Source organism: Lysinibacillus sp. C5.1, assembly GCF_016350185.1.
In the GTDB taxonomy this organism is placed as follows: Bacteria; Bacillota; Bacilli; order Bacillales_A; family Planococcaceae; genus Lysinibacillus; species Lysinibacillus sphaericus.
This window is the reverse complement of sequence record NZ_CP066226.1, coordinates 3,115,212-3,140,746: the sequence shown is the minus strand read 5'-3', so window position 1 is coordinate 3,140,746 and position 25,535 is coordinate 3,115,212. Positions and strand designations below refer to the sequence as shown.

Annotated in this window: 26 protein-coding genes; 22 read left to right on the top strand and 4 right to left on the bottom strand. The window is 36.7% G+C overall.

The features are described 5' to 3' along the window. Nucleotides 1-5: 5 nt before the first annotated feature. The 8 genes from yhbY to I5435_RS15305 all read left to right on the top strand — a co-directional run bounded on the left by yhbY (nt 6) and on the right by I5435_RS15305 (nt 6,675). Nucleotides 6-308, top strand: a complete 303-nt coding sequence (gene yhbY / locus I5435_RS15340) for a ribosome assembly RNA-binding protein YhbY (RefSeq protein WP_025220069.1) — start codon at nt 6-8, stop codon at nt 306-308. A 9-nt stretch (nt 309-317) separates the two neighbouring features. Then, on the top strand, nt 318-908 hold the full coding sequence (locus tag I5435_RS15335) for a nicotinate-nucleotide adenylyltransferase (RefSeq protein ID WP_024363091.1): 591 nt from the start codon (nt 318-320) through the stop codon (nt 906-908). Beyond that, nucleotides 877-1,449, top strand: a complete 573-nt coding sequence (gene yqeK / locus I5435_RS15330) for a bis(5'-nucleosyl)-tetraphosphatase (symmetrical) YqeK (protein WP_024363090.1) — start codon at nt 877-879, stop codon at nt 1,447-1,449. The genes I5435_RS15335 and yqeK overlap by 32 nt, the downstream gene beginning before the upstream one ends. After that, the gene (gene rsfS / locus I5435_RS15325; protein WP_024363089.1) at nt 1,446-1,790 is read left to right on the top strand and encodes a ribosome silencing factor; all 345 of its coding nucleotides are present in this window, start codon (nt 1,446-1,448) and stop codon (nt 1,788-1,790) included. Before yqeK ends, rsfS begins: the two co-directional genes overlap by 4 nt. Further along, the gene (locus I5435_RS15320) at nt 1,791-2,531 is read left to right on the top strand and encodes a class I SAM-dependent DNA methyltransferase (protein WP_337982546.1); all 741 of its coding nucleotides are present in this window, start codon (nt 1,791-1,793) and stop codon (nt 2,529-2,531) included. Nucleotides 2,532-3,058: 527 nt separating this feature from the next. After that, on the top strand, nt 3,059-3,697 hold the full coding sequence (locus I5435_RS15315; RefSeq protein WP_337982545.1) for a helix-hairpin-helix domain-containing protein: 639 nt from the start codon (nt 3,059-3,061) through the stop codon (nt 3,695-3,697). A gap of 120 nt (nt 3,698-3,817) precedes the next feature. Then, nucleotides 3,818-4,387: a ComE operon protein 2 gene (locus tag I5435_RS15310; RefSeq protein WP_024363086.1), complete on the top strand. Its 570-nt coding sequence runs from the start codon at nt 3,818-3,820 to the stop codon at nt 4,385-4,387. A gap of 122 nt (nt 4,388-4,509) precedes the next feature. After that, nucleotides 4,510-6,675, top strand: coding sequence for a DNA internalization-related competence protein ComEC/Rec2 (locus I5435_RS15305; protein WP_337982544.1), 2,166 nt, complete (start codon nt 4,510-4,512; stop codon nt 6,673-6,675). Between the two features lie 32 nt (nt 6,676-6,707). Here the strand turns inward: I5435_RS15305 and I5435_RS15300 are convergent, their stop codons facing one another. Next, complete coding sequence (locus I5435_RS15300) at nt 6,708-6,845, bottom strand: YqzM family protein (protein ID WP_024363084.1); 138 nt, start codon at nt 6,843-6,845, stop codon at nt 6,708-6,710. Nucleotides 6,846-7,010: 165 nt separating this feature from the next. Between I5435_RS15300 and holA the strand changes: the two genes are divergently transcribed. Next, complete coding sequence (gene holA, locus I5435_RS15295; RefSeq protein WP_025220064.1) at nt 7,011-8,021, top strand: DNA polymerase III subunit delta; 1,011 nt, start codon at nt 7,011-7,013, stop codon at nt 8,019-8,021. A 57-nt stretch (nt 8,022-8,078) separates the two neighbouring features. Next, nucleotides 8,079-9,113, top strand: coding sequence for an acyltransferase (locus tag I5435_RS15290; RefSeq protein ID WP_024363082.1), 1,035 nt, complete (start codon nt 8,079-8,081; stop codon nt 9,111-9,113). Nucleotides 9,114-9,329: 216 nt separating this feature from the next. On the opposite strand, the gene rpsT is transcribed toward I5435_RS15290, so the two are convergent. Then, nucleotides 9,330-9,578 carry a 30S ribosomal protein S20 gene (gene rpsT / locus I5435_RS15285; RefSeq protein WP_024363081.1) on the bottom strand — a complete coding sequence of 83 codons (249 nt, stop codon included), beginning with the start codon at nt 9,576-9,578 and terminating at the stop codon, nt 9,330-9,332. Nucleotides 9,579-9,741: 163 nt separating this feature from the next. On the opposite strand from rpsT, the gene gpr reads away from it, so the two are divergent. The 8 genes from gpr (at nt 9,742) to I5435_RS15245 (ending at nt 20,443) form a co-directional block, all read left to right on the top strand. Further along, nucleotides 9,742-10,758 (top strand): GPR endopeptidase, encoded by a 1,017-nt coding sequence (gpr, locus tag I5435_RS15280; RefSeq protein WP_025220063.1) that lies wholly within the window; start codon nt 9,742-9,744, stop codon nt 10,756-10,758. Between the two features lie 51 nt (nt 10,759-10,809). Then, nucleotides 10,810-11,688 (top strand): stage II sporulation protein P, encoded by an 879-nt coding sequence (gene spoIIP / locus I5435_RS15275; RefSeq protein WP_231784771.1) that lies wholly within the window; start codon nt 10,810-10,812, stop codon nt 11,686-11,688. A 630-nt stretch (nt 11,689-12,318) separates the two neighbouring features. Beyond that, the gene (locus tag I5435_RS15270; RefSeq protein ID WP_337982543.1) at nt 12,319-14,208 is read left to right on the top strand and encodes an acyltransferase family protein; all 1,890 of its coding nucleotides are present in this window, start codon (nt 12,319-12,321) and stop codon (nt 14,206-14,208) included. A 304-nt stretch (nt 14,209-14,512) separates the two neighbouring features. Further along, the gene (locus I5435_RS15265; protein WP_024363077.1) at nt 14,513-15,364 is read left to right on the top strand and encodes an excalibur calcium-binding domain-containing protein; all 852 of its coding nucleotides are present in this window, start codon (nt 14,513-14,515) and stop codon (nt 15,362-15,364) included. Nucleotides 15,365-15,683: 319 nt separating this feature from the next. Continuing rightward, a complete protein-coding gene (gene lepA / locus I5435_RS15260) occupies nt 15,684-17,510 on the top strand; it encodes a translation elongation factor 4 (protein WP_103976185.1) in 1,827 nt (608 codons plus the stop codon). A 313-nt stretch (nt 17,511-17,823) separates the two neighbouring features. After that, entirely contained in the window at nt 17,824-18,231 is a 408-nt protein-coding gene (locus I5435_RS15255) for a hypothetical protein (protein ID WP_025220058.1), read from the top strand. A gap of 21 nt (nt 18,232-18,252) precedes the next feature. Continuing rightward, the gene (locus I5435_RS15250; RefSeq protein ID WP_025220057.1) at nt 18,253-18,441 is read left to right on the top strand and encodes a hypothetical protein; all 189 of its coding nucleotides are present in this window, start codon (nt 18,253-18,255) and stop codon (nt 18,439-18,441) included. Nucleotides 18,442-19,696: 1,255 nt separating this feature from the next. Continuing rightward, complete coding sequence (locus tag I5435_RS15245) at nt 19,697-20,443, top strand: hypothetical protein (protein ID WP_025220055.1); 747 nt, start codon at nt 19,697-19,699, stop codon at nt 20,441-20,443. 458 nt (nt 20,444-20,901) lie between these two features. Here I5435_RS15245 and I5435_RS15240 read toward each other — a convergent pair whose 3' ends face one another. Next, nucleotides 20,902-21,528 (bottom strand): nitroreductase family protein, encoded by a 627-nt coding sequence (locus I5435_RS15240; protein ID WP_108029816.1) that lies wholly within the window; start codon nt 21,526-21,528, stop codon nt 20,902-20,904. A gap of 129 nt (nt 21,529-21,657) precedes the next feature. Here I5435_RS15240 and I5435_RS15235 point away from each other — a divergent pair, with 129 nt between their 5' ends. Beyond that, nucleotides 21,658-22,029, top strand: coding sequence for a winged helix-turn-helix transcriptional regulator (locus I5435_RS15235; protein WP_107893877.1), 372 nt, complete (start codon nt 21,658-21,660; stop codon nt 22,027-22,029). Between the two features lie 160 nt (nt 22,030-22,189). After that, complete coding sequence (locus I5435_RS15230; RefSeq protein ID WP_337982542.1) at nt 22,190-22,918, top strand: hypothetical protein; 729 nt, start codon at nt 22,190-22,192, stop codon at nt 22,916-22,918. Nucleotides 22,919-23,085: 167 nt separating this feature from the next. On the opposite strand, the gene I5435_RS15225 is transcribed toward I5435_RS15230, so the two are convergent. Beyond that, a complete protein-coding gene (locus I5435_RS15225; RefSeq protein ID WP_024363069.1) occupies nt 23,086-23,709 on the bottom strand; it encodes a hypothetical protein in 624 nt (207 codons plus the stop codon). 228 nt (nt 23,710-23,937) lie between these two features. Between I5435_RS15225 and I5435_RS15220 the strand changes: the two genes are divergently transcribed. Together I5435_RS15220 and I5435_RS15215 are read left to right on the top strand one after the other, a co-directional pair. Then, nucleotides 23,938-24,471, top strand: coding sequence for a DUF6143 family protein (locus I5435_RS15220; RefSeq protein WP_337982541.1), 534 nt, complete (start codon nt 23,938-23,940; stop codon nt 24,469-24,471). Nucleotides 24,472-24,748: 277 nt separating this feature from the next. After that, nucleotides 24,749-25,384, top strand: coding sequence for a DUF2306 domain-containing protein (locus tag I5435_RS15215; RefSeq protein ID WP_337982540.1), 636 nt, complete (start codon nt 24,749-24,751; stop codon nt 25,382-25,384). Nucleotides 25,385-25,535 lie beyond the last annotated feature (151 nt).

Here is a 25,535-nt window from a genome sequence, read left to right as displayed (position 1 = left end):
TTTTTATGTTAACAGGTAAACAAAAGCGTTTTTTACGTGCAGAAGCACATCATTTAACACCGATTTTCCAAGTAGGAAAAGGCGGCGTGAATGACGAAATGACAAAGCAAATTCGTGAAGCATTAGAAGTACGTGAATTAATTAAAGTGCGTATTTTAGATAACTGTGAAGATGACAAAAACGAAGTGGCAGAGGCTCTTGCAAAAGGTGCACATGCTGAACTTGTTCAATTAATCGGCTTGACAGTTGTTTTATATAAAGAATCACGTAACAACAAGAAAATTGTGTTACCAAAAGCAGCGAAATAAGGTGAAACGATGAAGAAGGTCGGTTTACTTGGAGGTACGTTTAATCCACCGCATATTGGACATCTAATCATGGCAAACGAAGTTTTTCATGCATTGGAGTTAGATGAGGTACGTTTTTTGCCAAATGCTCTACCACCCCATAAACAAGCTCCGCATGATGCGAGTGATGACAAACGCCTAGAAATGGTGAAGCGCGCCATTCAACCTTATCCGCATTTTCGTGTTGAGTCGTATGAGGTTGATAAGGGCGGTGTATCCTATTCCTATAACACACTTGCTGCATTATGTGAAAAGGAGCCTACTGTGAAGTTTTACTTTATCATTGGTGGCGATATGATTGATTCACTCCATACGTGGTATTGTATTGATGAGCTAGTGGAACTTGTTCAATTTGTCGGCGTAAAGCGTCCGAAGACAGAGGCGCTTACGGAGTATCCTGTATTAATGGTGGAAGTACCGCAAATCGATTTATCGTCGACACTGATTCGTGAGCGCCTTGCTACTGGTAGAACGGTAACCTTTTTACTGCCAGAAGCGGTAGAGACGTTTATACGAGAGGAAGGTCTTTATGGAACGCGAACAGTATTTAGCAGCGATTAAACCTCGCATGCCTGAGAAACGCTATATCCATACACTTGGTGTAATGGAAACAGCCATACAGTTAGCAAAAATCTATGGTGAAAACGAGAGCAAAGCAGAAACAGCTGCTATTCTTCATGATATTGCAAAGTATGCCGATATCGAATGGATGGAGGAAATCGTTAAAACACAACAGTTAGATCAACAACTGATTGGCTGGGGCAGTGAACTACTACATGGGCCTGTTGGTGCGTATATTGCTGAAAGTGAATTCGGCATAACGGATGAAGAGATATTAAATGCAATCCGTTTCCATACGACAGGACGTGTAGCGATGAGTAATTTAGAAAAAATAATTTTTGTTGCAGATATGATTGAACCGAATCGAAAATTTGATGGTGTAGAACGTCTGCGAAAAAAAGCGCAAAAGAATTTGGATAAGGCTATGAGTGCCTGCATACGTCATACATTGGCGTTTTTAATTGATAGTAAACAGGCTATCTATCCATTATCTATAGCATGTTATAACGATATGATGAAAAGAGAGGACAGTGAAGGATGACTTCAACTTTATTACAAGCAGCTTACAAAGCAATCGACGACAAACATGGCGAGGATATTGTCGTTTTAAATATGCAAGGTATTTCACTTTTAGCAGATTATTTCATCATTGCACACGGGAATTCAGATCGCCAAGTACAAGCGATTGCGCGTGAATTACAAGAGGTAGCAGTGAAAGAGGGACACGAAATTCGTCGTGTTGAAGGCTTCGATGGCGCACGCTGGATTTTAGTAGACCTTGGTGATGTTGTAGCACATATATTCCACAAGGATGAGCGTGCTTACTATAACTTAGAGCGTCTATGGGGCGATGCACCACAATTAGACGTATCAGAGGCGTAAGTGAGTAGCTACGAACGTTTTGCCCATGTATACGATGAGCTCCAAACGGATATTCCGTATGATTGTTACGTGAAGTGGGTAGAGCAACATGCGCCGAGCAATCAATTCCCTAAGCTTTTAGATATTGGCTGTGGCACTGGTGTGCTTGGCCTGATGCTAGCAAAGGCTGGTTATCAGGTAAGTGGTATTGATTTGTCAGAAGATATGCTTGCTATAGCCGCAGAGCGTTTTGCAGAGGCGGGTTTACAAGTGCCGCTGTTCTGTATGTCGATGCATGAATTGGACGGCTTTGAGGCACTGGATGTTGTCACGATTGCCATTGATTCACTTAACTATGTGGTGGAACAAGCAGACGTTTATTCGACGCTAGAGCGTATTCTTCATACGTTACGACCAGGTGGTCAACTGTTCTTTGATGTCCATTCATTATTTAAAATGGATGAAATCTTTTTAGATGGACCATTTACGTATGATGATGGAGATATTAGTTACGTATGGCATACAGAGCCTGGGGACTATGAACATTCGATTGTCCATCAAATGACGTTTTATGTTCGAGATGCTGGAAGTGATTTGTATGAACGTTTTGATGAGGAGCATTTCCAACGTACATTTGCTGTTGAACACTATATGACATGGCTTCGTGAGATTGGCTTTACAGATATAGAAGTAACAGCAGATTTTACAGAGGAAGCACCAGAATACGAAAGTGAACGCATTTTTATACGTGCGGTGAAATGATAATTGCAACAGGTACTCCGGAAAGTTTGATAAGATGGGGGCCAATACTTAGAAAAGGCTGGGACAAAAGAGAAAAAGTGTTAGATTGACTGCCATCAATCTAACACTTTTTTGCTGCGCCGTTGTTGTCCGCTACGGCGGTGCTTTCCGCGGGCACACCGTAAGCCGCAACCCTCGCTACGCGCGGTCTGTTGCGTCTAACATTATGTGCTGTTCCCGCCGGAGTCACCACCTCCGCTACCAACAACTAATAACCCTTCTAATTTTTTATTTATTGCAAAAGCAAGAATAGCTAAGTTAGCCAAGTTCTCCATATAGCAAAAATTTATGAACACCTTTCCTCTATTCCTTAAATTTTTCTAGTTAGTCCCAGCCTCTTTCTGATTAAATATAAGGTTTTAATAACATATGGCTTGAACATTTTCGTTTTGGATAGAAAGCATCTATCTACTTTTCTCCATCAGAGCGATAGTATATGATTAAAATAGACTCCATATGATTACCTTTGCATAGAAAGGATGGTTTGCATGATCCAATCTTTATGGCAAAAGTATAAGAAAAGTGTGTTGCTCCCCAGCATACTAGTAATCAGTGGACTTTGTTACTTCTTTTTCTCGAAATTTGACTCTTCACCTCCCCAAGAAGAGCTCATCGAAACAATCCAACCGACAGATCAGCTAGCAATAATAGAAGAACCTGTTGAAGAAGCGGTCGTACAGCAGGTGCTCATTGATATAAAGGGTGCTGTATTGCATCCAGGTGTTTATGCACTTAAGCCAAATCAACGTATGATAGATGCAGTACAGCTTGCAGGCGGCTATAGTGAGGACGCTGATACACGGTACATTAATCATGCGCAAAAGGTGCAGGATGAAATGGTTATTTATATTCCTGTAAAAGGAGAAAAACTTGATGACGTAATGTCCAGTTTCAACATTGCTACAGCAAATGAAAGCAACCTGACAACGAATAATAAAATCAATGTCAATAAGGCAGATCATACAGAGCTGGCAACATTAGTTGGGATAGGTCCTTCTAAGGCACAAAATATTATTGCCTACCGTGAGGAACATGGACGTTTCCAAACAATAGAAGATGTAAAAAAGGTGGCAGGTATCGGTGAAAAAACATTTGAAAAGTTTAAGGATGCCATTACCGTTAACTAATTTTATAAATAATGTGAAGTTGACGACCCTTTTCTAAAAGGGCTACACTAGAGTAGAAAAGTGACTGTGGCATGGAAGCGCAGTTTGTTATTAATGTAAGTAAATTTAGGAGGTAGTCATATGGAGCGTATTACTTGGGATCAATTTTTCATGGCACAAAGCCATTTACTCGCGTTACGTAGTACTTGTACAAGACTAGCAGTAGGTGCAACAGTTGTACGTGATAAACGCATTATAGCAGGAGGCTATAACGGCTCAATTACAGGTGATGAACATTGTATTGAAGAGGGTTGCTATGTTGTTGATAACCATTGTGTTCGTACGGTGCATGCAGAGATGAATGCTCTTCTACAATGCGCCAAGTACGGTACACCGACCAAAGGAGCAGATTTGTATGTGACACATTTCCCTTGTTTACCATGTACGAAGTCCATTATTCAAGCAGGGATTGAACGTGTCTATTATGCAACAGATTATAAAAATAATCCATATGCTCAAGAGTTATTTAAAAAAGCAGGTGTAGAAGTATTACATGTACCCTTTGATGAGCGCAAAATTGATTTTTTAAGAAATGAAAAATTAGCCTTGTACATAGATATGCTACATGCATTACGTGAAAGCGGCATGCCAGCAGAAAAATTGCTCCCTTATGAACAGAAGGTGAGTGCATTATTTGGCAAAATACAATAAAGCATAAATGGATTTATGTAGCACTAGCTGTACTTGTTGCTTCGCTTGCGGCACACAAGTCAGCTTGGCTACTTGTTGGTGTTCTGTTATTAGCATCATGGCTTATTTTAAAAGGTGAGGCAATGATGATACCAGCACTTGTGATAGGTGTTGGACTGCTTTCTTTCTTCTTTTTTTCCACCATTCGATTGACGGAACCTTCCCCCTTACCGTCAACTTTTCAATTAACATGGACGAGCGACTATAAAATAAATGGGCAACGGCTTAGTGGTTTTGCAAAAACAGAGACAGGTGAAAAACTCTATGTGATGTATACATTGTCCTCAGAGCAAGAAAAACATTTTTATGAAACGACATCGATTACAGGTTTTACCTATGTCGTTCAGGGCGAACTGGTAGCACCGAATCCACCAGCACATGCTTACGCTTTGTCCTTTGATAAATATTTAGTGAGCAAAGGCGCAAGGGGCATTTTTGAAGTCAAGGGTTGGTCGTTAATATCAAAAGAAAAATCATTAGGCATAGTGCTTGCAAAGTACAGATTCCACCTAAAAAAGCATATTGAAACTACTTTTCCTGCCTCCCTTGTAGCAGAGGCACAGGCGTTGCTTATTGGTTTACGGGATCATGTAGACGAAGAGCATCAGCGAGCATATCAGAAGCTAGGCATTACGCATCTATTTGCTATCTCTGGCTTACATGTCGCACTCGTTTCATGGTTGTTTTATGAAGGATTACTACGAGTGGGTATACGAAAAGAAATAGCGACAATTGTCCTGCTCGTTGTGTTACCTATGTATGGTGTGTTAGCCGGTGGAGCGCCTTCTGTAGTTCGAGCTGTTTCGGTTGTAGAACTGGTGATGTTAATGCGCTTTGCGAGGTGGCAGTTACCAGTTGATGACGCACTAGCCATTAGTTTTATTGGCTTTGTTTTATTGGAGCCTGGGGTAATATTTCAACTGGGCTTTCAGTTATCTTATCTTGCAACAATGAGCCTTTTATACTCGAATGCAATCTTGCAGGGCAGGCACTGGTTGTTCAAATCTTTGTTAGTCACGTTTGTATGCCAACTACTTGTGTATCCGCTATTACTTTATCACTTTTATGAACTATCAATCTCATCGTTTATTGCAAACATTGTTTTTGTGCCATTATTTTCGGTTGTTATTTTACCGACAAATCTGACGTTGCTCATTGTCTCGTTCATCTCGATGCCTTTAGCTAAGCTATTTTTCAAATTTTATGAGCCTTTGCGTGCTTGGCTGTCGGAAGCCATCATATATTTACAAGCTTTGCCGATGCAACTATGGACGCCTGGGAAACCTGCATTATGGCTTGTGTGTCTAGCGTTTGTTAGCGTGCTTAGTAGCTTGTATTTTTTAGAAGCGAGACGCTATGGTAAAGTTGCCATATTGCTTTTAATACCTGTTCTTTGTATTGAATTTGCACCTAAATTATATAGCGAAACGAGACTGACATTTTTAAATGTAGGGCAGGGTGATTGTACAGTCATCGAATTACCGTTTAGAAGGGCCGTATACGTGGTAGATGCTGGAGGTGTACTTCGATTCAAGGAAGAGGATTGGAAGGCTCCTAAGCGCCCCTATGAGGTTGGTAGGCAGGTTATTATCCCGTTTTTAAAAGGAAAAGGTATTCGACAGGTGGATATAATGATTATGACACACCCAGATGCTGACCATGTAGAGGGGGCAGAAGAAGTGCTAGAGGAGATTAGGGTGCGTGAAATTCATGTAACACCTAGCTCTCTCGATACACCAGTAATGCAAGACTTATTAGCGGAAGCGGCGAAACAAAAAGTTCCTGTAAAAGAAAAAATGAAAGGTACTTCATGGCGTGTGGGGTCGACAAATTTTCACTATTTATCACCGGATGATACACATTATGAGGGCAATAATGATTCCCTTGTGTTATTTATACAACAGGAATCGTTTCGTGCATTGTTAACAGGCGATTTGGAGGAAGCTGGTGAACATCAGTTAATAAAGCAATATGGCCCACAATTGGCAAACATAACGCTTTTAAAGGCTGGGCATCATGGTAGTAAAACTTCAAGCATTGAGCCATTTGTAGAGCTTCTACAGCCTAAATTAACCATTTTTAGTGCAGGACGTAATAATCGCTACAATCATCCGCATGAAATAGTAGTCGAACGTTTTCGACGGCGTGAATTAGCAACGATGATAACGGGTACAGATGGGACGATTGAAGTGGTAGCACATAAAGATAGATGGCATGTGCGTACTGAAAAAGACCTTGTCCAAAACTGAACAAGGTCTTTTACATTGGTATAAAAGGTAGCTTACATTGCTGCGTAGTCTACTATTACTGCGATGATAAACATAATAGTGAAAACCCCAAAAGATACGCCGAAACCAACGCCAGAATCAATAGCATCGTTACGTTTGCATTGTATATTTTTACCTTCAAATGGATTCATTGTCATCCCTCCAATTCTGTTATTTATTATAAGACATCATTTTCATAAAAGCTATATCGAAAAGACGAATTACCAATGTGGCAAGGAATCGACACAATTTAGCCCAAAGTCACAACCGAAACTAAATCATGTATACTAATAGTATTGCTAGATGGAGGTAAAAATATGATATCAACGGTTTGGAACAATATAAAAAAAGGTCAGCTTGCACCTGTATACTTAATAATTGGTGAAGAAAGCTATTTTATAGATGAAACAGTGAAACGTTTAAAGGAAGCGCTCGGCACAGAAGAAGAAATTGAAATGACGGCTTTTGACTTAGAGGAATTACCGGTAGATGTCGTAATGGATGAAGCGGATACGATTCCATTTTTTTCAGAGCGTAAACTGGTGATTGCTAAAAACGCATCGTTTTTAAAGGCAACTGAAAAGGGAAAAGAAAAAATCGAGCATGATGTGAAACGTTTGGAGGCATGGCTTGCAAATCCTTCAGATTTTTCTGTAACAGTTTTTATTGCACCATACGAAAAGCTAGATGAACGTAAAAAAGTGACAAAAATGATGAAAGAGCATGCGCTCATTGTCCAAGCCGAAACGCCGAAAGAACAAGATTTAGCAGTATGGATTCAAGGACTTGTGAAAGCACAGGGCAATACGATTACACAAAGTGCTATTGAGCAGCTTGTATCAATGGTTGGACCGAATATGCTGCAGCTACAGATGGAAATGGAAAAACTATCGCTCTATGTAGGTGAGGGCGGAGAAATAACAACAATGCTCGTAGAAGATTTAGTAGCAAAAACGTTAGAACAGGATGCCTTTAAAATGTTAAACGCATATTTTGGACATGACCCTGTAGCGGCATTGTCGATTTACCATGATTTATTGCGCCAAAAGCAGGAGCCGATTATGCTTGTCGGGCTTCTTGCTTCGAATGTTCGGACGATGTCGAATGTGTTTTATTTGCTGAAAAAGGGCTATCATCCACAGCAAATTGCAAAAAACTTAAAAATTCACCCATATCGTGTCAAGTTAATGGTTGAGCAACGCAACCGTCCATCTGAAGAAAGTTTACTGAAAGCTTTATATCAGTTGGCAGAAGTCGATTTACAGTTAAAAACAGCAGGAGGAAACCGCGAGCGATATTTAGAACTATTTTTACTACGCCAACTGTAAAAAAGATTAACTAGTTGGGCATGAATGGTTGTATAATGTCGTGGGGGGTTTTTGAACGTGCATACACGAATTCAGTACATGGACAGCCTTAGAGCCATTGCAATTCTAGGCGTATTACTTTTACATGCTGCGACTCCTTATGTCGTGCTTTATGACAAAATTACTTTATTTGACTGGCAAACAGGCATTGTTTATAATGCATTATCGCGCTGGTGTGTGCCCATTTTTTTAATGATTAGTGGGGCACTGTTACTTGGGCGGAAAGAAGAATCGCTGCGTACTTTTTTTAAAAAACGTGCGAATAAAATTTTACTACCTTTTATTGCTTGGTCAATAATCTATTATGCGTGGGCAACGTATATGTGGAATCCTGGGTATTCTTTGAAAGAGTTTCTAATCATGTTTTTTAATAATCAGATATACTATCATTTGTGGTATTTTTATGCGCTTATCGGTATTTATTTACTAGCGCCCGTCTTTAATATTTTCGTTAATCATGCCTCGAAACAAATGATAGGCTATGTGGTTGTTCTCTGGATATTATTTTATGGGGGTTTCCGTTATTATTCATATATTGTGAGTAATGAATTTACATTATTTTTCCCTTTAAGTGAGTATATCGGTTTCTTTATATTGGGCTACTATTTAGCGACATTTGAACTATCGAAAAAATGGCGTGTGGGCATTTACATGCTAGGGATAGTTGGAGCACTTGAAACAATTCTACGTACAAATGTTTTAACAGAGCAGCAAGGACAATTTACAAGCTATGCTTTTTCCTATTCTAGTCCAAATGTTATTGCGATGAGTATCGCTCTCTTTGTTTTTGTGAAATATTGGGTCAATCGTAAAGTGGCAAGTGGAAGCTATGAGACAAGTAGAATTGTTAAGTTAGTTGGGCAAACAAGTTTTGGTGTGTACTTAGTACATGCAATGATCTTAGATAAAGTCCGCCCGTACTTTTTTGATGAAAATGAGCTTTTTGTCAAACCGCTATTTGCTATTCCATTACAAGTACTCATTATTTTAGTGCTTTCCACAATAGTTGTGTGGATTATGCAGAAAATACCATATCTAAAAAGAGTGATTTAGTTAAGGAAGATTCATACATAATAGCAAGTATGAATTGTTTTCCTGATAAAGAAAATCCGCTATGCCTTTCCGAGGGGAAGACATGGAGCACCTTTAGGGGCCTCATGTTTTTTCGAAGAAGCATAGCGGATTTTTTATTGGGCAATCCTATAATTGTTGAAAAACGAAAAAAGACCAGTTACTCAAGAAGAGTAAACTGATCCTTTATAAACACACTTACGCTTTTTTAGCTAGGCGAGACTTTTTACGAGCCGCCGCGTTTTTGTGGATAAGTCCTTTTGAAGCTGCTTTATCTAAAGATTTGTAAGCTGCTTGTAAAAGTTCTTGTGCGTTTTCAGCGTTAGCAGCAACAGCGTTTTCAGCTTTTTTCACTGTAGTACGCATTGCAGATTTAGCTTGAGAGTTAGCAACGTTTGCTTTTTCGTTAACTTTTACGCGTTTAATCGCAGATTTAATGTTTGGCATATCTTTCACCTCCTAAAATAGGTACGAGATGATATCTTCTCATTGATTTCTTGTGTCAATACAACAAAAATCATTTTAACAAACGCTAGGCTAAATTGCAATAGATAAATGCAAAGAATATTTACTTGACAGTTTGAACAAACTACTAATTGAGGTGAGCTGAATGCAAAATTTAAATTGGCAACGGACTGATTTAATTGATGAATCTGAAGAGGTCGTTTTACATCAAACGAAGGAACAAAAAGAAACACTTGAACAATCATCTGGGGTTCAAATCGAAGACCGCACTGCAGGACGCGTGAAAATAACCGATGTCCAAGTGAACGCAGAAGGCAAGAAACAAATAGGCAAAAAAGAAGGGAAATATATAACCCTTTCTGTACCAACGCTTACATTAGAAGATGAGGATGGATTTGAACAACTTGAAAAAGCCTTGCTAGCAAACTTTAAAACGTTACATGAATCAATTTCTTGGCAGAAGGATGACAAAATATTAATTATAGGGCTAGGCAATCGAACGATAACACCGGATGCCATAGGACCATATGTTATCGATCACTTGCATAGTCTAGATAAAATCGATGACAAATTTGTCATGTATGCACCAGGTGTGACAGGGCAAACAGGCTATGAAACAGGTGAATTTGTAGCAGCATTAGCTGAGCGTCTACAACCAAAACTCATCATCGTCGTAGATGCCCTCGCAACAAGAGCAAGCGACCGCTTATGTAAAACCATCCAACTTACCGATACAGGCATTCACCCAGGTTCAGGTGTCGGCAATCAACGCAAGGAAATTTCCTTAGAAATGCTTGGTATCCCTGTCACGGCTATTGGGATTCCAACAGTTGTTGATGCACCCGTGCTAATTGCTGACGCAGTAGAGGTGATGTTACGCACGATTGCAGCGCGAGTTGCAGAGAGAGGAAAACCTTCGTCTAAATTATCATTATCTTCATGGCGTCCAGATATTAATAAAGAACTTGATATGTCTCTCGTTACACCCATTTTCGGTGAATGGGCAACATGGTCAAAAGAGGAGCGTCAACAGCTTTTTGAAGAGACTTTTGCTGCTTCACATGCACAGTTAATGGTCACACCGAAAGAAGCCGATTATTGGATAGATCGCTATGCAACACTCATTTCAACTATGCTTACAAAATGGGCAAACGACCTATAAATTCATCGTTCTAAAAGACACATCCCCTCCATACGATAAGGGGAGGAGGGTGTGACTTTGCTAAAAAAACTACAATGGTCAATTGGTCTATTATTGTTCTTTTTCGTATTACCAGTCATTGCTGGGCAACTTCCGTTCAACAAGCAAGCATCGACTCCGATGAAACAACCAGAGGATAAACAAGTCGTGTTTGCCGCTACTAATTTAGAAGAAGAAAGTGAACTAGAAAAGACAAAAGAGCAGACGGAAGAATCGACACCAAAATCGACGTCAGAGCCGACAAAAGAGCAGGATCCATTTAAAGTATTATTGTTATTTACACATTCACAAGAAGCCTATCAACCGATAGTAAAAGCAGTTAGCGGAAAAGTGGCCGTTTATGATGACAAAACAAATATTTATAACTTACAAGGCGCCATTTCCAAGCACTTTAGCATGAACGGTATCCAGACGGATGTATTAGATGTTGATGTGATGAAGGTAATGAAATCGGAAGGCAAAACTTTTCCACAAGCTTATAACACAGTACGTCCCTATTTATCTAATCGTTTACAAGAGCAATCCTATAATTTAATAATTGATTTGCATCGAGATTCGGCCAAACGGAATGCGACAACTACTATGCACAACAATCAATCATATGCACGTATTGCCATAGTCGTAGGCGCAGAACATAAAAATTACAGATGGAATACGGCTTATGCAGAAAGTCTTTCTGCTGCCATGAATGACATTGTGCCAAAGGTTTCAAGAGGGGTTATATCGAAAAGTGGTGATAATGTAGATGGTCGCTACAATCAAGATTTAGCTAAAGAGATGATTTTAATTGAATTAGGTGGCATCGATAATACAGAAGATGAGTTAAATCGTACAATTGCTGTTATTGGAAAAGCAATTGCAAAAACCTTTGTAACGGAATCTAAAAGTTAAACAGTTATTAACTATATTGAATTTTTCCTATTCAAGTTCAAGCGACTTTTTCATCGCTGTCCACTTTAGAAAATAGTTTGATGCTATCAATAAAGGGTAATGAATGGTATGTAAGGTGCCAATTGAGAGAATTACCTAAAAAAATTTTTTACTAGGTCTTTCAATTGTTGATACCTTGCATTATACTTTTCAAGTCAGCTCATACGCCTTATTGAATCGGGCGATTTTCGATTGTGTTCATCAATGAAAAAAGCCGTTTCAAAAGCATCTTCCATTATGGGCAGATGCTTTTTTTGTTGTTTGGTTGCAACATTACAAATTTTTAATATAAAAATGACTTTAATGATGTTTTATACATATGATTTGTAAGAAATATAGTAATTTTTTATACTCTATGGTAGCGAAAATAGAGTTAAGAAACGAATGAACATGGTATAACCAAAATCCCACCGTGGAAAATTTTTTTGCTTAAGAAAATGATCAACCTTTTAGGTGGCTCATACGTCTTTAATAGTATAAGTAAGTAAAGAATAAAGCGTAGAAAAGGAGCAGAGGCTAGGCAATATACTCACATTTTGTAAATAACTTAATAAAGGGAACGACGTTTTATATTTTATTGGAGGAAACAGTATGTTAGGCAAGACATTGAATCATCGTTATATCCCAGGATTAGATGGGATAAGAGCTTTAGCAGTACTAGCAGTCATTGCTTACCATTTTAACTTTCGATGGGCCAGTGGAGGGTTCCTCGGAGTTGATATCTTTTTTGTTTTATCAGGTTATTTAATTACTTCAACCATTTTACCGATGAAAGGGAATCAATTAACAGTCAGTTTGCGACGATTTTGGATTGGTCGCTTTCGACGTCTAGTGCCCGCTGCCTATGTTATGATTATGACCACTTTTGTGTGGGTCATGTTTTTTCATAAAGAACTTTTAAATACTATGCGTGGAGATGCGCTATCTTCCCTTTTCTACTCTAGTAATTGGTGGTTTATTTATCATAAACTTTTCTATTTTGATAGTTTCGGGTCGCCTTCCCCATTGAAGAATTTATGGTCTTTGGCGATTGAAGAACAATTTTATGTTATTTGGCCGATTGTATTGATGATTGGTTTAGCTCTATTTAAAAAACAAAGTAAATTTTCAACAATTATTTTCATTGGCGCAATTTGTTCAGCAATTCTCATGGCCATTCTGTATCAGCCAGGAGCTGACCCAAGCCGAATTTATTATGGGACAGATACACGTTCCTTCGAATTGTTAATAGGCTGTTGGTTAGCATTCGTTTGGCCGATGAAAAGACTTTCTACGAAAAAGCTTTCTACTAAGCATGTTTATGAACTTAACAGCATAGGTGTCATTACCTTTAGTATTTTTATTGTCAGTATTTTATTCGTAGATGAATACCAAGCATTTTTATATAGAGGTGGTATGTTCTTACTTTGTCTAAATGCAGCGCTATTAATAGCCTGTGTTTGTCATCCAGCTAGTTTTTTAGGCAAACTACTTGCATGGAAGCCACTTCGCTGGATTGGTTCTAGATCGTACGGAATCTATCTTTGGCATTACCCTATTATTGTGTTAGGTACTCCTGTTCATGAAATCGGAAACCCTGTCTATTGGCGTGTTACTATACAGTTATTGCTCATATTACTGCTCGCTGAATTATCTTATCGCTTTATTGAAATGCCTATTCGTAAAAAAGGATTCCGATTATATTTCCGACAATATTTAATCATCCATCCGAACAAATGGCGTGATTTTTCAATTGCAAGAAAAATTGCAACTGCTGTTATCCCACTTTTCTTACTCGTGTTTTTTACTGGTATAACAGGGGTAGTAGGAGAAGCACCACAGGACACAAAGGAGTCTTACCCAACAAACATTAAAATAAATGGTGGGCAACATGCTTCTGCAAAAGATCAGGATACAGTAGAGCAAGATTCCACAGATGAACAAGTAGAATCACCTGTTGATAATAACGAAGCAACGTCAAAAACGGAGAAAGATGATGTAAGTGACATTGCGAAGAAAGGACCGTATAAAGAACTACTAGCTATCGGGGATTCTGTTATGATTGATATTGCTACAAGTTTACATACGCTTTACCCTAACATTACAATAGATGGAAAAATCGGGAGACAAGTTTCGCAAGCAGTCAAACTGATCCCTAGTTACGCCCGCTTTAATCAACCTGATAAAGCTATCATTATTCAACTTGGCACAAACGGTTACTTTACAAATGACCAAATTGACACGCTTCTTGGTGCTTTTTCTCAAGCAGAAATATACTTAGTGAACACACGTGTACCACGTCCGTGGGAAGCAAAAGTAAACAATGCTTTAGCGAATAAAGCGCAAGAACGTGAGAATATTACGCTAATTGATTGGCATTCTACAGCCTTAAACCATCCCGAATATTTTGCACCTGACGGGGTACATTTGGAGCCAAAAGGGGTAGAAGCTTTATCGAGTCTAATTCAGCAAGCAATTGATGCTCGTATGAATGAAGTTTAATAAGCATCCTGCTGTCGCTAGATAGTCTCCCTGAGACGAGTCACTTAATGGAGTGACTCGTCTTTTTATATGAAAGAACAGGGATTTTTTCTTATGCAGAAAAAATAATGTGATTCTAATTTAATATATTTATACCAATTATAATCCAATTATGTATAATATTTATTGGGAGGAGGGATTGATGGATACAGTGAATCCACTAGTTACCAAAGCGGTACAAGAATATTGACACCTATGATAAGAACTTTCAAGGATTACATAAAAAGGTTATTTATAGCAAATGACAAAAAGGGAGACTCAAAAAATGAAAAGTAAAACACTTGTATTAGTAATGACACTAATGTTAGCAATTGCATTCCATGTCAACATTGCAAACGCTAGCACTTTTAAAGAAGTAAAAGTAACAGACTCTTCATCAAAGGTATATGAAAAAACTGATACTAATTCAAAAGTAATTGGAACTGTGGAAAAGGGGAAATTTGTTATTTCAATTAGTGAACATAATGATTTTTCTCGTATAATGTATTTAAATAACGAAAATAAAATGATTGATGGTTATATTATGGAAGATGCACTTGATGATGCGCCATACACAATTAAAATTGCGAGTTCGAAAAGTGGGTTGGTTGTAAAAGAAACGCCATCTTTAAAAGGTAAAACGATTGCAACATTACAAAATAAAATGGTTGTCAAAGATTTCGGATCAGTTGGTGATGGTTGGTCCTTTGTCCAGTATGGTAATGTTATTGGCTATGCTGCTACTAATTTTATGAGCAATTCACAGCCAACGACTAAATATGTGCTAGCAAGCAGTCTTATTGTTAGAAATATTGCAAGCCCTTCAGGTGTTCAAGTAGGGGAGCTAGCTAAAAATGAAGAAGTAGCCGTTCATTCTACAATTGCTGGCTGGTCGTTCGTAACAACTGATGATTACGAGGGCTATGTAGTAGATACTTACTTAAGCTCAAAAAATCCAGCTGCCGCGACAACGAGTAAACCAAGTGGCTCTTCAAATGCTAGTAATTCAAATAGCAGTAAAACCTATAAAAATTGTACGGAGCTTCGTAAAGATCACCCAAATGGTGTAGGAGCTGACCACCCTGCTTATGCACCTAAACATGATCGAGACAAAGATGGATGGGCTTGCGAAAGATAATTTTACTTTAATTGAGTAGCAAATAATAGAATTAAAAAAGCGCCTGCCAACATGCAGGTGCTTTTTTAACTATATAGTTAGTTATTGAATTATTTAGTGCTTCCTGTACACACACTTGTCATATTTTATGTACTTTTTGAAAAGCACCTTTTTGGGCCTGATTGCCTTAATTGGGTGCTTTTTGATGCATTGAATTGCAGAAAATAACAAGCATAAATAAGAGTAACCATTGATTTAACAGCATTTATCCCGTTCTAATGTTGTGGTTTGTATGTGGTTCATAGTATAATTCATTATAGTTTAATTAGGAGTGGAAGAGATGAACCGAGAAGCACGATTAAAAAGACAAGAGAACATACGAAATTTCTCTATTATTGCACATATTGACCACGGGAAATCAACGCTTGCTGACCGTATTTTAGAGCAAACGAAATCACTGACATCCCGTGAAATGAAAGCACAGCTACTCGACTCAATGGATTTAGAGCGTGAGCGAGGCATAACAATTAAGTTAAATGCAGTCCAATTAAAATATGAAGCCAAAGATGGCGAAGTGTATACGTTCCATTTAATCGACACACCAGGACACGTCGATTTCACATATGAGGTATCACGTAGTTTAGCTGCTTGTGAGGGCGCTATTTTAGTTGTGGATGCAGCACAAGGCATCGAAGCACAAACATTGGCTAACGTTTACTTAGCACTTGATAACGATTTAGAAATTTTGCCAGTTATCAATAAAATCGACTTACCAGCAGCAGATCCAGAACGTGTGCGTCAAGAAGTTGAAGACGTTATCGGTTTAGATGCTTCAGAAGCGGTATTAGCTTCCGCAAAGGCTGGTATCGGTATTGAAGATATTTTAGAACAAATTGTTGAAAAGGTTCCTGCACCAACAGGCGATCCAGATGCACCATTACAAGCACTTATTTTTGACTCTGTATATGATGCCTATAAAGGTGTTATTATTTCCATTCGAATTATGAATGGTACGGTTAAACCTGGCGATAAAATTCGTATGATGGCGACAGGTGCAGAATTTGATGTTATTGAAGTTGGCGTACATACTCCGAAAAGTGTGCCACAAAGTGAATTAACGGTTGGAGATGTTGGTTACTTAACAGCATCTATTAAAAATGTTGGTGATACGCGAGTGGGGGATACTGTTACATTTGCTAATCGTCCAGCAGCAGAGGCATTAGCAGGTTATCGCCGTTTAAATCCAATGGTATACTGTGGATTATATCCAATCGATACAGCTAAGTATAACGATTTACGTGATGCATTAGAAAAATTAGAGTTAAATGACTCTGCATTACAATATGAACCTGAAACATCACAAGCGCTTGGTTTTGGTTTCCGTTGCGGTTTCTTAGGGCTTCTTCATATGGAAATTATACAAGAACGTATTGAACGTGAATTTAACATTGATTTAATTACAACAGCACCATCGGTAATTTACGATGTTTATATGACAGATGGTACGTCCATTAAAGTCGACAATCCATCCTTTATGCCAGACCCACAAAAAATTGACCGTGTTGAAGAACCATATGTGAAAGCGACAATTATGGTACCGAATGATTATGTTGGTGCGGTAATGGAGCTTTGCCAATTGAAACGTGGTAATTTCATGACGATGGATTACATTGATACGTCACGTGTCAGCATTATTTATGAAATGCCATTATCTGAAATTGTCTACGACTTCTTCGATTATTTAAAATCAAATACCAAAGGCTATGCATCATTTGATTATGAGCTAATCGGTTATCAGCCGTCAAAACTAGTGAAGATGGATATCCTATTAAATGCCGAGCAAGTCGATGCACTAAGCTTTATCGTGCACCGTGACTTTGCTTACGAGCGTGGAAAAGTAATCGTAGAAAAACTTAAAGAATTAATTCCTCGTCAACAATTTGAAGTACCAATTCAAGCTGCAATTGGTCAAAAAATTGTCGCACGTTCGACAATTAAAGCGATGCGTAAAAACGTATTAGCAAAATGTTACGGTGGGGATATTTCTCGTAAACGTAAACTTCTTGATAAACAAAAAGAAGGTAAAAAGCGTATGAAACAAGTCGGTTCAGTCGAAGTGCCACAAGAAGCATTTATGGCTGTGCTGAAGATGGATGATACGAAGTAATGTTGATATAACAACGTTTGTAGAGGTTGTTTATTAGTAATTTTATATCCTTTGGGTGGAGGATGCCACCGATTTGCCACCGTTATTAAAATGAGCCTTCCACAGATGATTGTGGAGGGCTTTTATTATACAAAAAGGAAGGTGTCAGATAAAAATAGACACACTCTATACATCAATCAAAAAAGTGGCGTGAAGTTCTGATTGAAAATTAATATATAATAATGATAGGTATTAATATACCTCGGAGTAATTAACTCTTATAATCATTAATGTAAAATACTTGAATAATTTTTAATAAATTAGGAGTGTGGAAATGATTGATTATTTTGAAAGAATACTAAGATTTAAAGACATGGAAGTATGGGATGTTAAGTTTGGTAAAGATGTTTATCGATTATTTATAGTTGATGAAAATCGAGCGTCTGAAATAAAAGATTTAAACCTATCTCCTAATGATATTTTTTTTGAAGATGATTTAAGGGGGAATTTGATTACCGTTAGTGTTTATTCTAAGCATCCTGTCAAAAAAGAACATATAGAACCAATCGATCAATTTTCTAAACAACTTACAGACCATGTTGCATTAGCACACTGTGATGTAGTAGTTACATTTTATACAGGTATTGTTGAAAATATTTTTAAGACGTTATTACAGGAGAAATATAACTTAGACTTTGACAAAATTCCTTTACAAAAATTATTACATTTAAATCAAGACTAATGCAAAAAAGGAGCGTTTATTTTGAAAAAGATAATAGCCACATTAATGATTTTGGTACTTACAATATCTATGCTTCCTTTATCTCCAAATAAAGTAAAAGCAGCAGAAATTGAAACAGAAAAAATGGATATTCCTCAAGAAGTATTGAATAGTTTACCAGAAGAGATTCAATCAATCTTGAGCGGTGAAAAGAATATGAGTTATATTTAGAGCTTATTGAAAAAGAAAAAATGAAGAATATACTAGTTCTCCTATAGAGATAACACCTTTGGCTTCGAATGTTAACTCTCAAAGTTGTGAATATGATTTAGGAAGTAATTACTGTTTCAGAATTGATAAACAGAATTCGTCAACTGGTAAACCATATCATATACATAGTTATAAAAAGAAAGTACATAAAGGTCTATAGCCCTGATGCGCAAAAATGGTCAGATAATATACCATTTATAAAAACTTTAGCTATCTCAGCAATTGTAGTAGCTCTAGTAGTTACACCTATACCAGGTGACGAGTATGTAGCTTGGGCATATTTTTTAGGAGCCATTGCGTAATATTTTAAAAAGAACCAGGCGCTCATTTTAATTGAGTACCTAGTTTTTCCGTTATTTACCTTTTTGTATTATTCTAACCCTAATTGAGTCTTGTTCATCAATTTACCACCTCCTGTTTCTTGTTTAGAATCATTCGATGTTTCAGCAACCGATTTTTCCTCTTTTGCTGTTTCGTCCTTTGTAGTTGTCTCTCCACAGCCTGCTAGTCCAAGACTTAATACTAATGCTGCACTAAATACTATTTTTTCATTTGTAAACCAATCCCTATATATTTACATTTTAGGAAAATAATTATAAAAAGTGCAGAAAAAAACAGATAGCCGTATTTAGTTATCTATTTAGAATAATTTTTTAATTGTTCGTTTTAAAGATGGTTTACGCTTTTTCTTAATCAATGGCTTTTTCATCTTAATAGGCTTAATTCCAGTTGCTTCATATACTGACTTTTTAGCTTGCTTCTTTAATTGTCTATTCTTTTTGCTAATCAACTTTTAAACATGTTAGCCCTTCGCAGATTATTTATATCTTCGTACCTTCTTCTAACACAAAATGAGCTTCAAACTTAATCCCTACAATATCAGCTACTTCTTATAATTCTTTTTCACTGAAATTATCACGTTTTTATTTTTTGAAAAATTTGATTGTAAAGTTCCCATTTTTTCAGCTAATTACGTGATGTTCAAAGTCTTTAACAGCCATTACACAGCTTCAAAGTGCACCTGACTTCATTAAAGCTAGCTATTCAAAATAGCTATGGATATAAAAGTGAACTGGGTAGAATGGTAGATGGGAGAAATAATGTTTTGGAAAAATACTATACTTTTGTAGGGTTTTTAACAACCTTGATATAATATTAAGTTACTGGTATATAATACTAAGAAATTATGTTTTTATAACTGAGTAGGAGGAGAATAATGAAAAAATTATTTATTGTGTTACTAGCAGCATTCGTATTTGCAGTAGTAAATCCAACGAAATCAGAAGCGAAAGTGATGCATGATGGAGCGGAAGTTGTAAAAGGGCAAACAGGTAAAATGACCTTTAAAAAAGACATTAAGGTATACAAGAAAAATTCAGATGGTACGTTTGAATCTTTAGTGGTAAAGCGAAATAACTTCTTTAGAACGTATGATATTGAAAAATATGATAACAAAATATTCTATCAAATGGGGCAATACCGCGTACAAGCAACAGATTTGGTAGTTTTCAAAGAAGTACCAATAAAAATTCGTTCCTCTTTTTATAACGAACCAACTTATATTATTATTAATCGTGATGGTATTTATAGGGTCGGATCATACGGATTTAATTTCAGAAGTAGATGGGGTATTTCTTTCTTGGATACAAATAGTGGACAATTGCTGGAGTATTGCCAAAGCGATGATGGTAGTTGGATGGCGTGTTATCAGTATCCTGGTACAGACCTTAAAATCGCTGAGACTATACATAGTAAATCCGGAGAGCGTTTTGAGTTAACAAAAGATGCAGGTGGGAAAAGAACACCATTGGATGAAGCTAAATCAGAAACAATGTATGATAAGGGTAGTGTTTTTCAATCGCAAGGTACTGAAGTTAATGGTTATCTAGAAGTATTTAGTGAATCCGACTCAAAAAGTTCATGGCTTCCAGCGAATTTATTAAAGCCAGTTGGAGATAAGTGATAGATTAAGAATTATATAAAGCCCTCTTATTTTATTTGATAAGGGGGCTATTTTTTATGGTTGTGGACATGCGAATAGGCTGATTATCGATGTCTTGTGCTTAGCTGAATAATCCATAAAAGAACACTCTGTGATGGGTGGTCATTTTGTTATTTCCCCCATCATATCCCCACCAATGATAATAAATAAGCGAAGAAAAACAACCGTCAAACCCTTTTACAGCAAAGGTTTATCGGTTGGAAAAGGATACGAATAGATACATCCTGAATACAACGTTTCTATAGGAAGCATTTATGACTGTGCTGAAGATGGACGATACGAAGTAATTCTGATTTATCAATATAGGTTGTAAACAAGAACCATGTAAAAGCTCAGGTACTCAATTAATTTTGAGCCTGAGCTTTTTTCCATGAAAAACATATTGTTTTGCTTTTTGTTAATCAGAGACTATCAAAACATTAACTGATTTCGTTTCTATAAATGATCTTATTTACATCGTGTCTTACTGTTTTATGACCGGCTTTCGTACCTTTCCCAACAGCTATGAGCATTACATCTAAATACCTGTCAGAAATATGCAAGATGTCTTTTAATTTTTTAGAATCATAGCCTGACATAGTAATCGTGTCAAAACCCGCTTCGTTTGCTAATAAAATAAATGACATGGACGCAAGACTTACATCTCTAGTTAATTCAAGCTTTAAATCTTCCTTGGATTGGTGTTTGTAATAATTGATTGCAGCATCCGCTAGATAATCCCTTAGCGATTCATCGTAATACCCCGCTTGGAAGCCTTCCTCATGTATGTCGATAATATTCTTTTTGTCAAATGCCTGATAATCACCCAACATGACAATTAAAGTTGAAGCTTCTATTACTTGTTGCTGATGAAAGGCTATAGGTAGTATTAAATTTCTTAAGTCCGGATTATCAATAATTAAGTATCGTGTAGCTTGGATATTATTTCCATTAGGTGACTTACTTGCACTTTCAACTAATGAACTTATTTGTTCTGAACTTATTTTATAACTTGCATCATAATGTCTAACTGAACGTCTTTTTTCCAAAATATTTTTTACACTCATGCTATCAGCTCCGAAATTTTTATTGTCTTGCAGCTTTAATTATAGTAAGCAATAATATAGAAGAAAATAACGCACTTTAAAGTGGTATAGCCACTTAAAGGTGCCTATTTAGCGTTGGGAGGAAACTAGATGGTGAACTATAATACGGGAATTAATATTTTTATGAATATAGCAGGTGGTAAATGGAAATGTTTAATTCTTTTTTTCTTAAGCCAAAAATCAGTAAGAACAAAAGAGTTTTATGAGTTAATACCTGGCATTACACAAAAAGTTTTAACAGATCAATTGAAACAGTTAGAAAGAGATGGTCTTGTACGAAGAGAAATATTTAAAGAAGTACCGCCAAAAGTAGAATATAGCTTAACGGATTTAGGAAAATCTTTTGTACCAGTATTAAACACAATGTGTGAATGGGGAAATACATATGCAGGTATAAAAGGTCTAGATAAAGATCAACAAATTGATTGTGATTTGTTCCGCGGTGCTCAAAATAACGTGTAATGGCAACTCGTCTTGCTTCTACAGGTACTGTAAATAATGAATCAAACATTTATTTAAAAAGTGAGTAGCTGTTTTTTCTAGATTGAGGCAATATTAGGTTTAACTAGATTTCATTTAAAATGCCAAAAAATTGTCGATATAGATTATGAGGTGGTAAAATATGAAAATAACGCATGATAGTAATTCTACGAACTTCATTAAAGTGTCAAATGTATCTTCCAATAGACCTAAAACGATTCAGCAAAATGCTCTAATTCGTAAAGATACATTAACAATAGGGCAACAAGCACGAAATTTGTTTAAAGGTCAGCAAGCTAAAACGAGTCTGATTGAAAGTTTAATGAAGCAACGTGAGAGCGTTCAACAAATGAAAAGTGATTTAAGCGAACGGACGTTAGAAAACGGAGGCGACTTATCGTCTATTAAAGAACAGCTAAAGGATTTTGAAAAACAAATAGCTGAAATTGATGCCCAAATAGCTGAACAGCAGATGGAAGAGCAAAAGAAAGCGACAAACCAAAATGATCAAGAAATAAAGAAAGAACAACCTGCCAATTCACTGGAGGATATTTTGGGCAAATCTGTTTCACTAGAACAAATGGAAACATTAGAATTGTCGAGAAATTCATTAGGACGCGAACAAAATCGTCTTGCGAGTGAAGTAGCGTTAGATGCTAGCCGGGGTACTTTTATTGATAAAAAATATGAAAAACTCTCAGATTTAGAGGATCGGATTCAAACTGTGCAAGAAAAAGTAGCCGATCACCTTCAAAATGCTGAAGATAAAGATTTACATAAAGAAGCATCTTTAACTACTCTTATTGATGAGCTTAAAGAATCTAAAACCAAACAACAACAGGATAAACTGACAGCGGAAGAAGGCAGTTAAAGTAACTAGCCATCACCATATTGAGCAAATTTGACAGATTAACTGTTATTGTGAAGATTGAAAAAAGCCCAGTTCTCAAAATTATGAGACTGGGCTTTTGGGCGCGATCTAATTATTATGGACATGGCAAAAGGATCGTAGCCATATGCATGGTAGCAAAATAGCTATTAATCACATGTGTATTTATATTCAGGGTTTGTTTGAATAAAATAGCCACTTCGTACTTGCCCTGCCCAGTTTTGTAATGCTTCTTTCCAAGCTATACTATCAAAAAATTCATCTACAGTTGTCGTTTCAGAAAACCATATTAATGGGGTATAAGGGGCAAGTGGACCTGCATCTCCCCAGATACCACCTGCTTTGATTGTACTTTGTTTTACAAGAAGTAAAGGAAGTCCGCGTTGTAGAGACATGGATGGTTCTATTTGTAAGAAAGGCGAATAAGGTTCAAGTTGATCCGTTCGCCGAGTTGGTTTTAATAGAGCCGCAGCTGTTCCATAACTAGAGTTTACTATTGTCCGGACATTCTCTATTGTAGTATTGGGATATTGGTCTGTATTCGGAATGGTTCTTGGGAAAAGAAGCACCTGTTTAATTTCGTTAAACATCCGAATAATAAATCGTTGCTCATTAGATAGTGGTGGTTGTGCTGATCCTAAAGTAAAAAGGTTTTGATGGCTAAAAAAAACAGGAATGCGGAAAAATGCACCTGCTGCATCATTTAAATCTTCCACAGCTTTATAAAATTGATTGATTTCAGTGTTCGTATTTCTAGTTTTATTCTCACTCAAGTTTTATCACCTCCTTACGCTAACTTATTCAAAAGTTAGAAGAAAAGGCTGTGTTTACATACAATATAGCTATTCATTTTATATCTTGTAAATTATCACCTATATATTGCGAGTGAAAAATCATGAAATGTAGTTACTAGAGAAATAAATTAGGTTGCATTAGTTTAATTTTCGAATACACATTTTTATCCTCTCTACATACAGTGTAAAAAGGAGTGGTGTGTATTTATGAAAAATCATGACCGTTTTATTAAAGCTGTTAATATTCCTAATCCATTGTATCAATCCATACAAGGACGATATTTTGTTGGTCAAACGGAACCGATTTGTTTAGGGAAAGGGAAGAATGCCTGGGGAAGCTTGAGTAATCCGCATTATTCAAATGTCGATTTATATGTAAATGCGTTTACCATTACAAATCATTCGAATCAACCGTTTGTTGCTGAAATTTGGTTTAATGCAATACCTCCTGGAAATGCGATGATTTCTAAAAACGTAACATCTGCAAATCAAGCCATTTCGCCACTTCCAAAGCCCGAAGTGAAAATTGAGTTTGCTGAACTTGTAAGTGGATTTCCAAAACAAGGCGTAAATGTATTTAAACGAATTGTACCACCACAAAGTACATTGGTAAGTGATGAAGATGGAAAATTTATTTTTCCATCAGGAGAGTCATTTGTTATTTTTTTAGTTTCACCCGATGATGAATATATCGAGGCAGAAGTGGCATTTGGCTGGTTTGAAAAAAAGATTAAGAAATAAATATATCTCCGCCAAAGAAGATTCGCTTGTGTACATTCGATTGGGTAATGCCAGCGTTCATCGTTAATTGTTGACTATATTATATGTATTGAATATTTTTTATGGGGAGATTACTTTATTTTACAATAGCTAAATGCAATGATAGTCACAATTTAAAACCTCTTATACACATTAAGTTACCACTTACTGTATGAATTACAAATCTTCTAAAATGGCGTGTTACATTAAGAATGTAGCACGATATTTTTTGATAAATCATTTTTTAGGGGACTGTAAAATGAAAAAAATTACGTTAATATTTAGTTGCTTAGCTATTGGAATAGCTGGATACTCCATAGTTCAATATTTAATAATGGATGCCCATCAGGCAGGCTTTGTTCGCATGAAACTGATGTTTATGGATACATTGGATTCGCTTTGGTATACCTTACTTTATATCCATATTGTATTTAGTATAGTGGCTTTAGTAATAGGCCCCTTTACACTATCTTCAAAGTTTAGAGAAAAAAATAGGAAGCGTCATCGTATAGCAGGGAAGGTCTATGTGATAGGCATTTTATTCGGCAGTATTGCAGGTCTTTATTTAGCGTTTTATGCTACAGGGGGATTTGTGTCACAGCTCGGTTTTAGTTTGTTAGCTATTTTCTGGATCATTACCGGCTATCAAGCGGTTACGAAAATTAAAAAACATAATGTTTATGGACACCAAAAATGGATGATACGCAATTATTCATTAACTTTTGTTGCAGTAACTTTAAGAATCTGGCTACCATTATTTACTGCATTATTTGGATTCGAAAGTTTTATGATTAGTTATCCTATTATTTCGTGGTTATGTTGGGTGCCAAATCTTATAGTTGCGCAGTGGATTATTGGGCGGACACTTCAAGAAAGAAGCACAATAGTTATATAGGTTAGGATAAATGCCACTCGATTTAGGGTGGTTTTTATTGTCTATTCGTATCAAAAAGGCTGCCAAATTGGGAGGGTAGAATTTAAAAAAAGAAAAATAAAAGCCATCGGAAAGATGATATTTTTTTATGTAATCCTAAAATTATTATTAA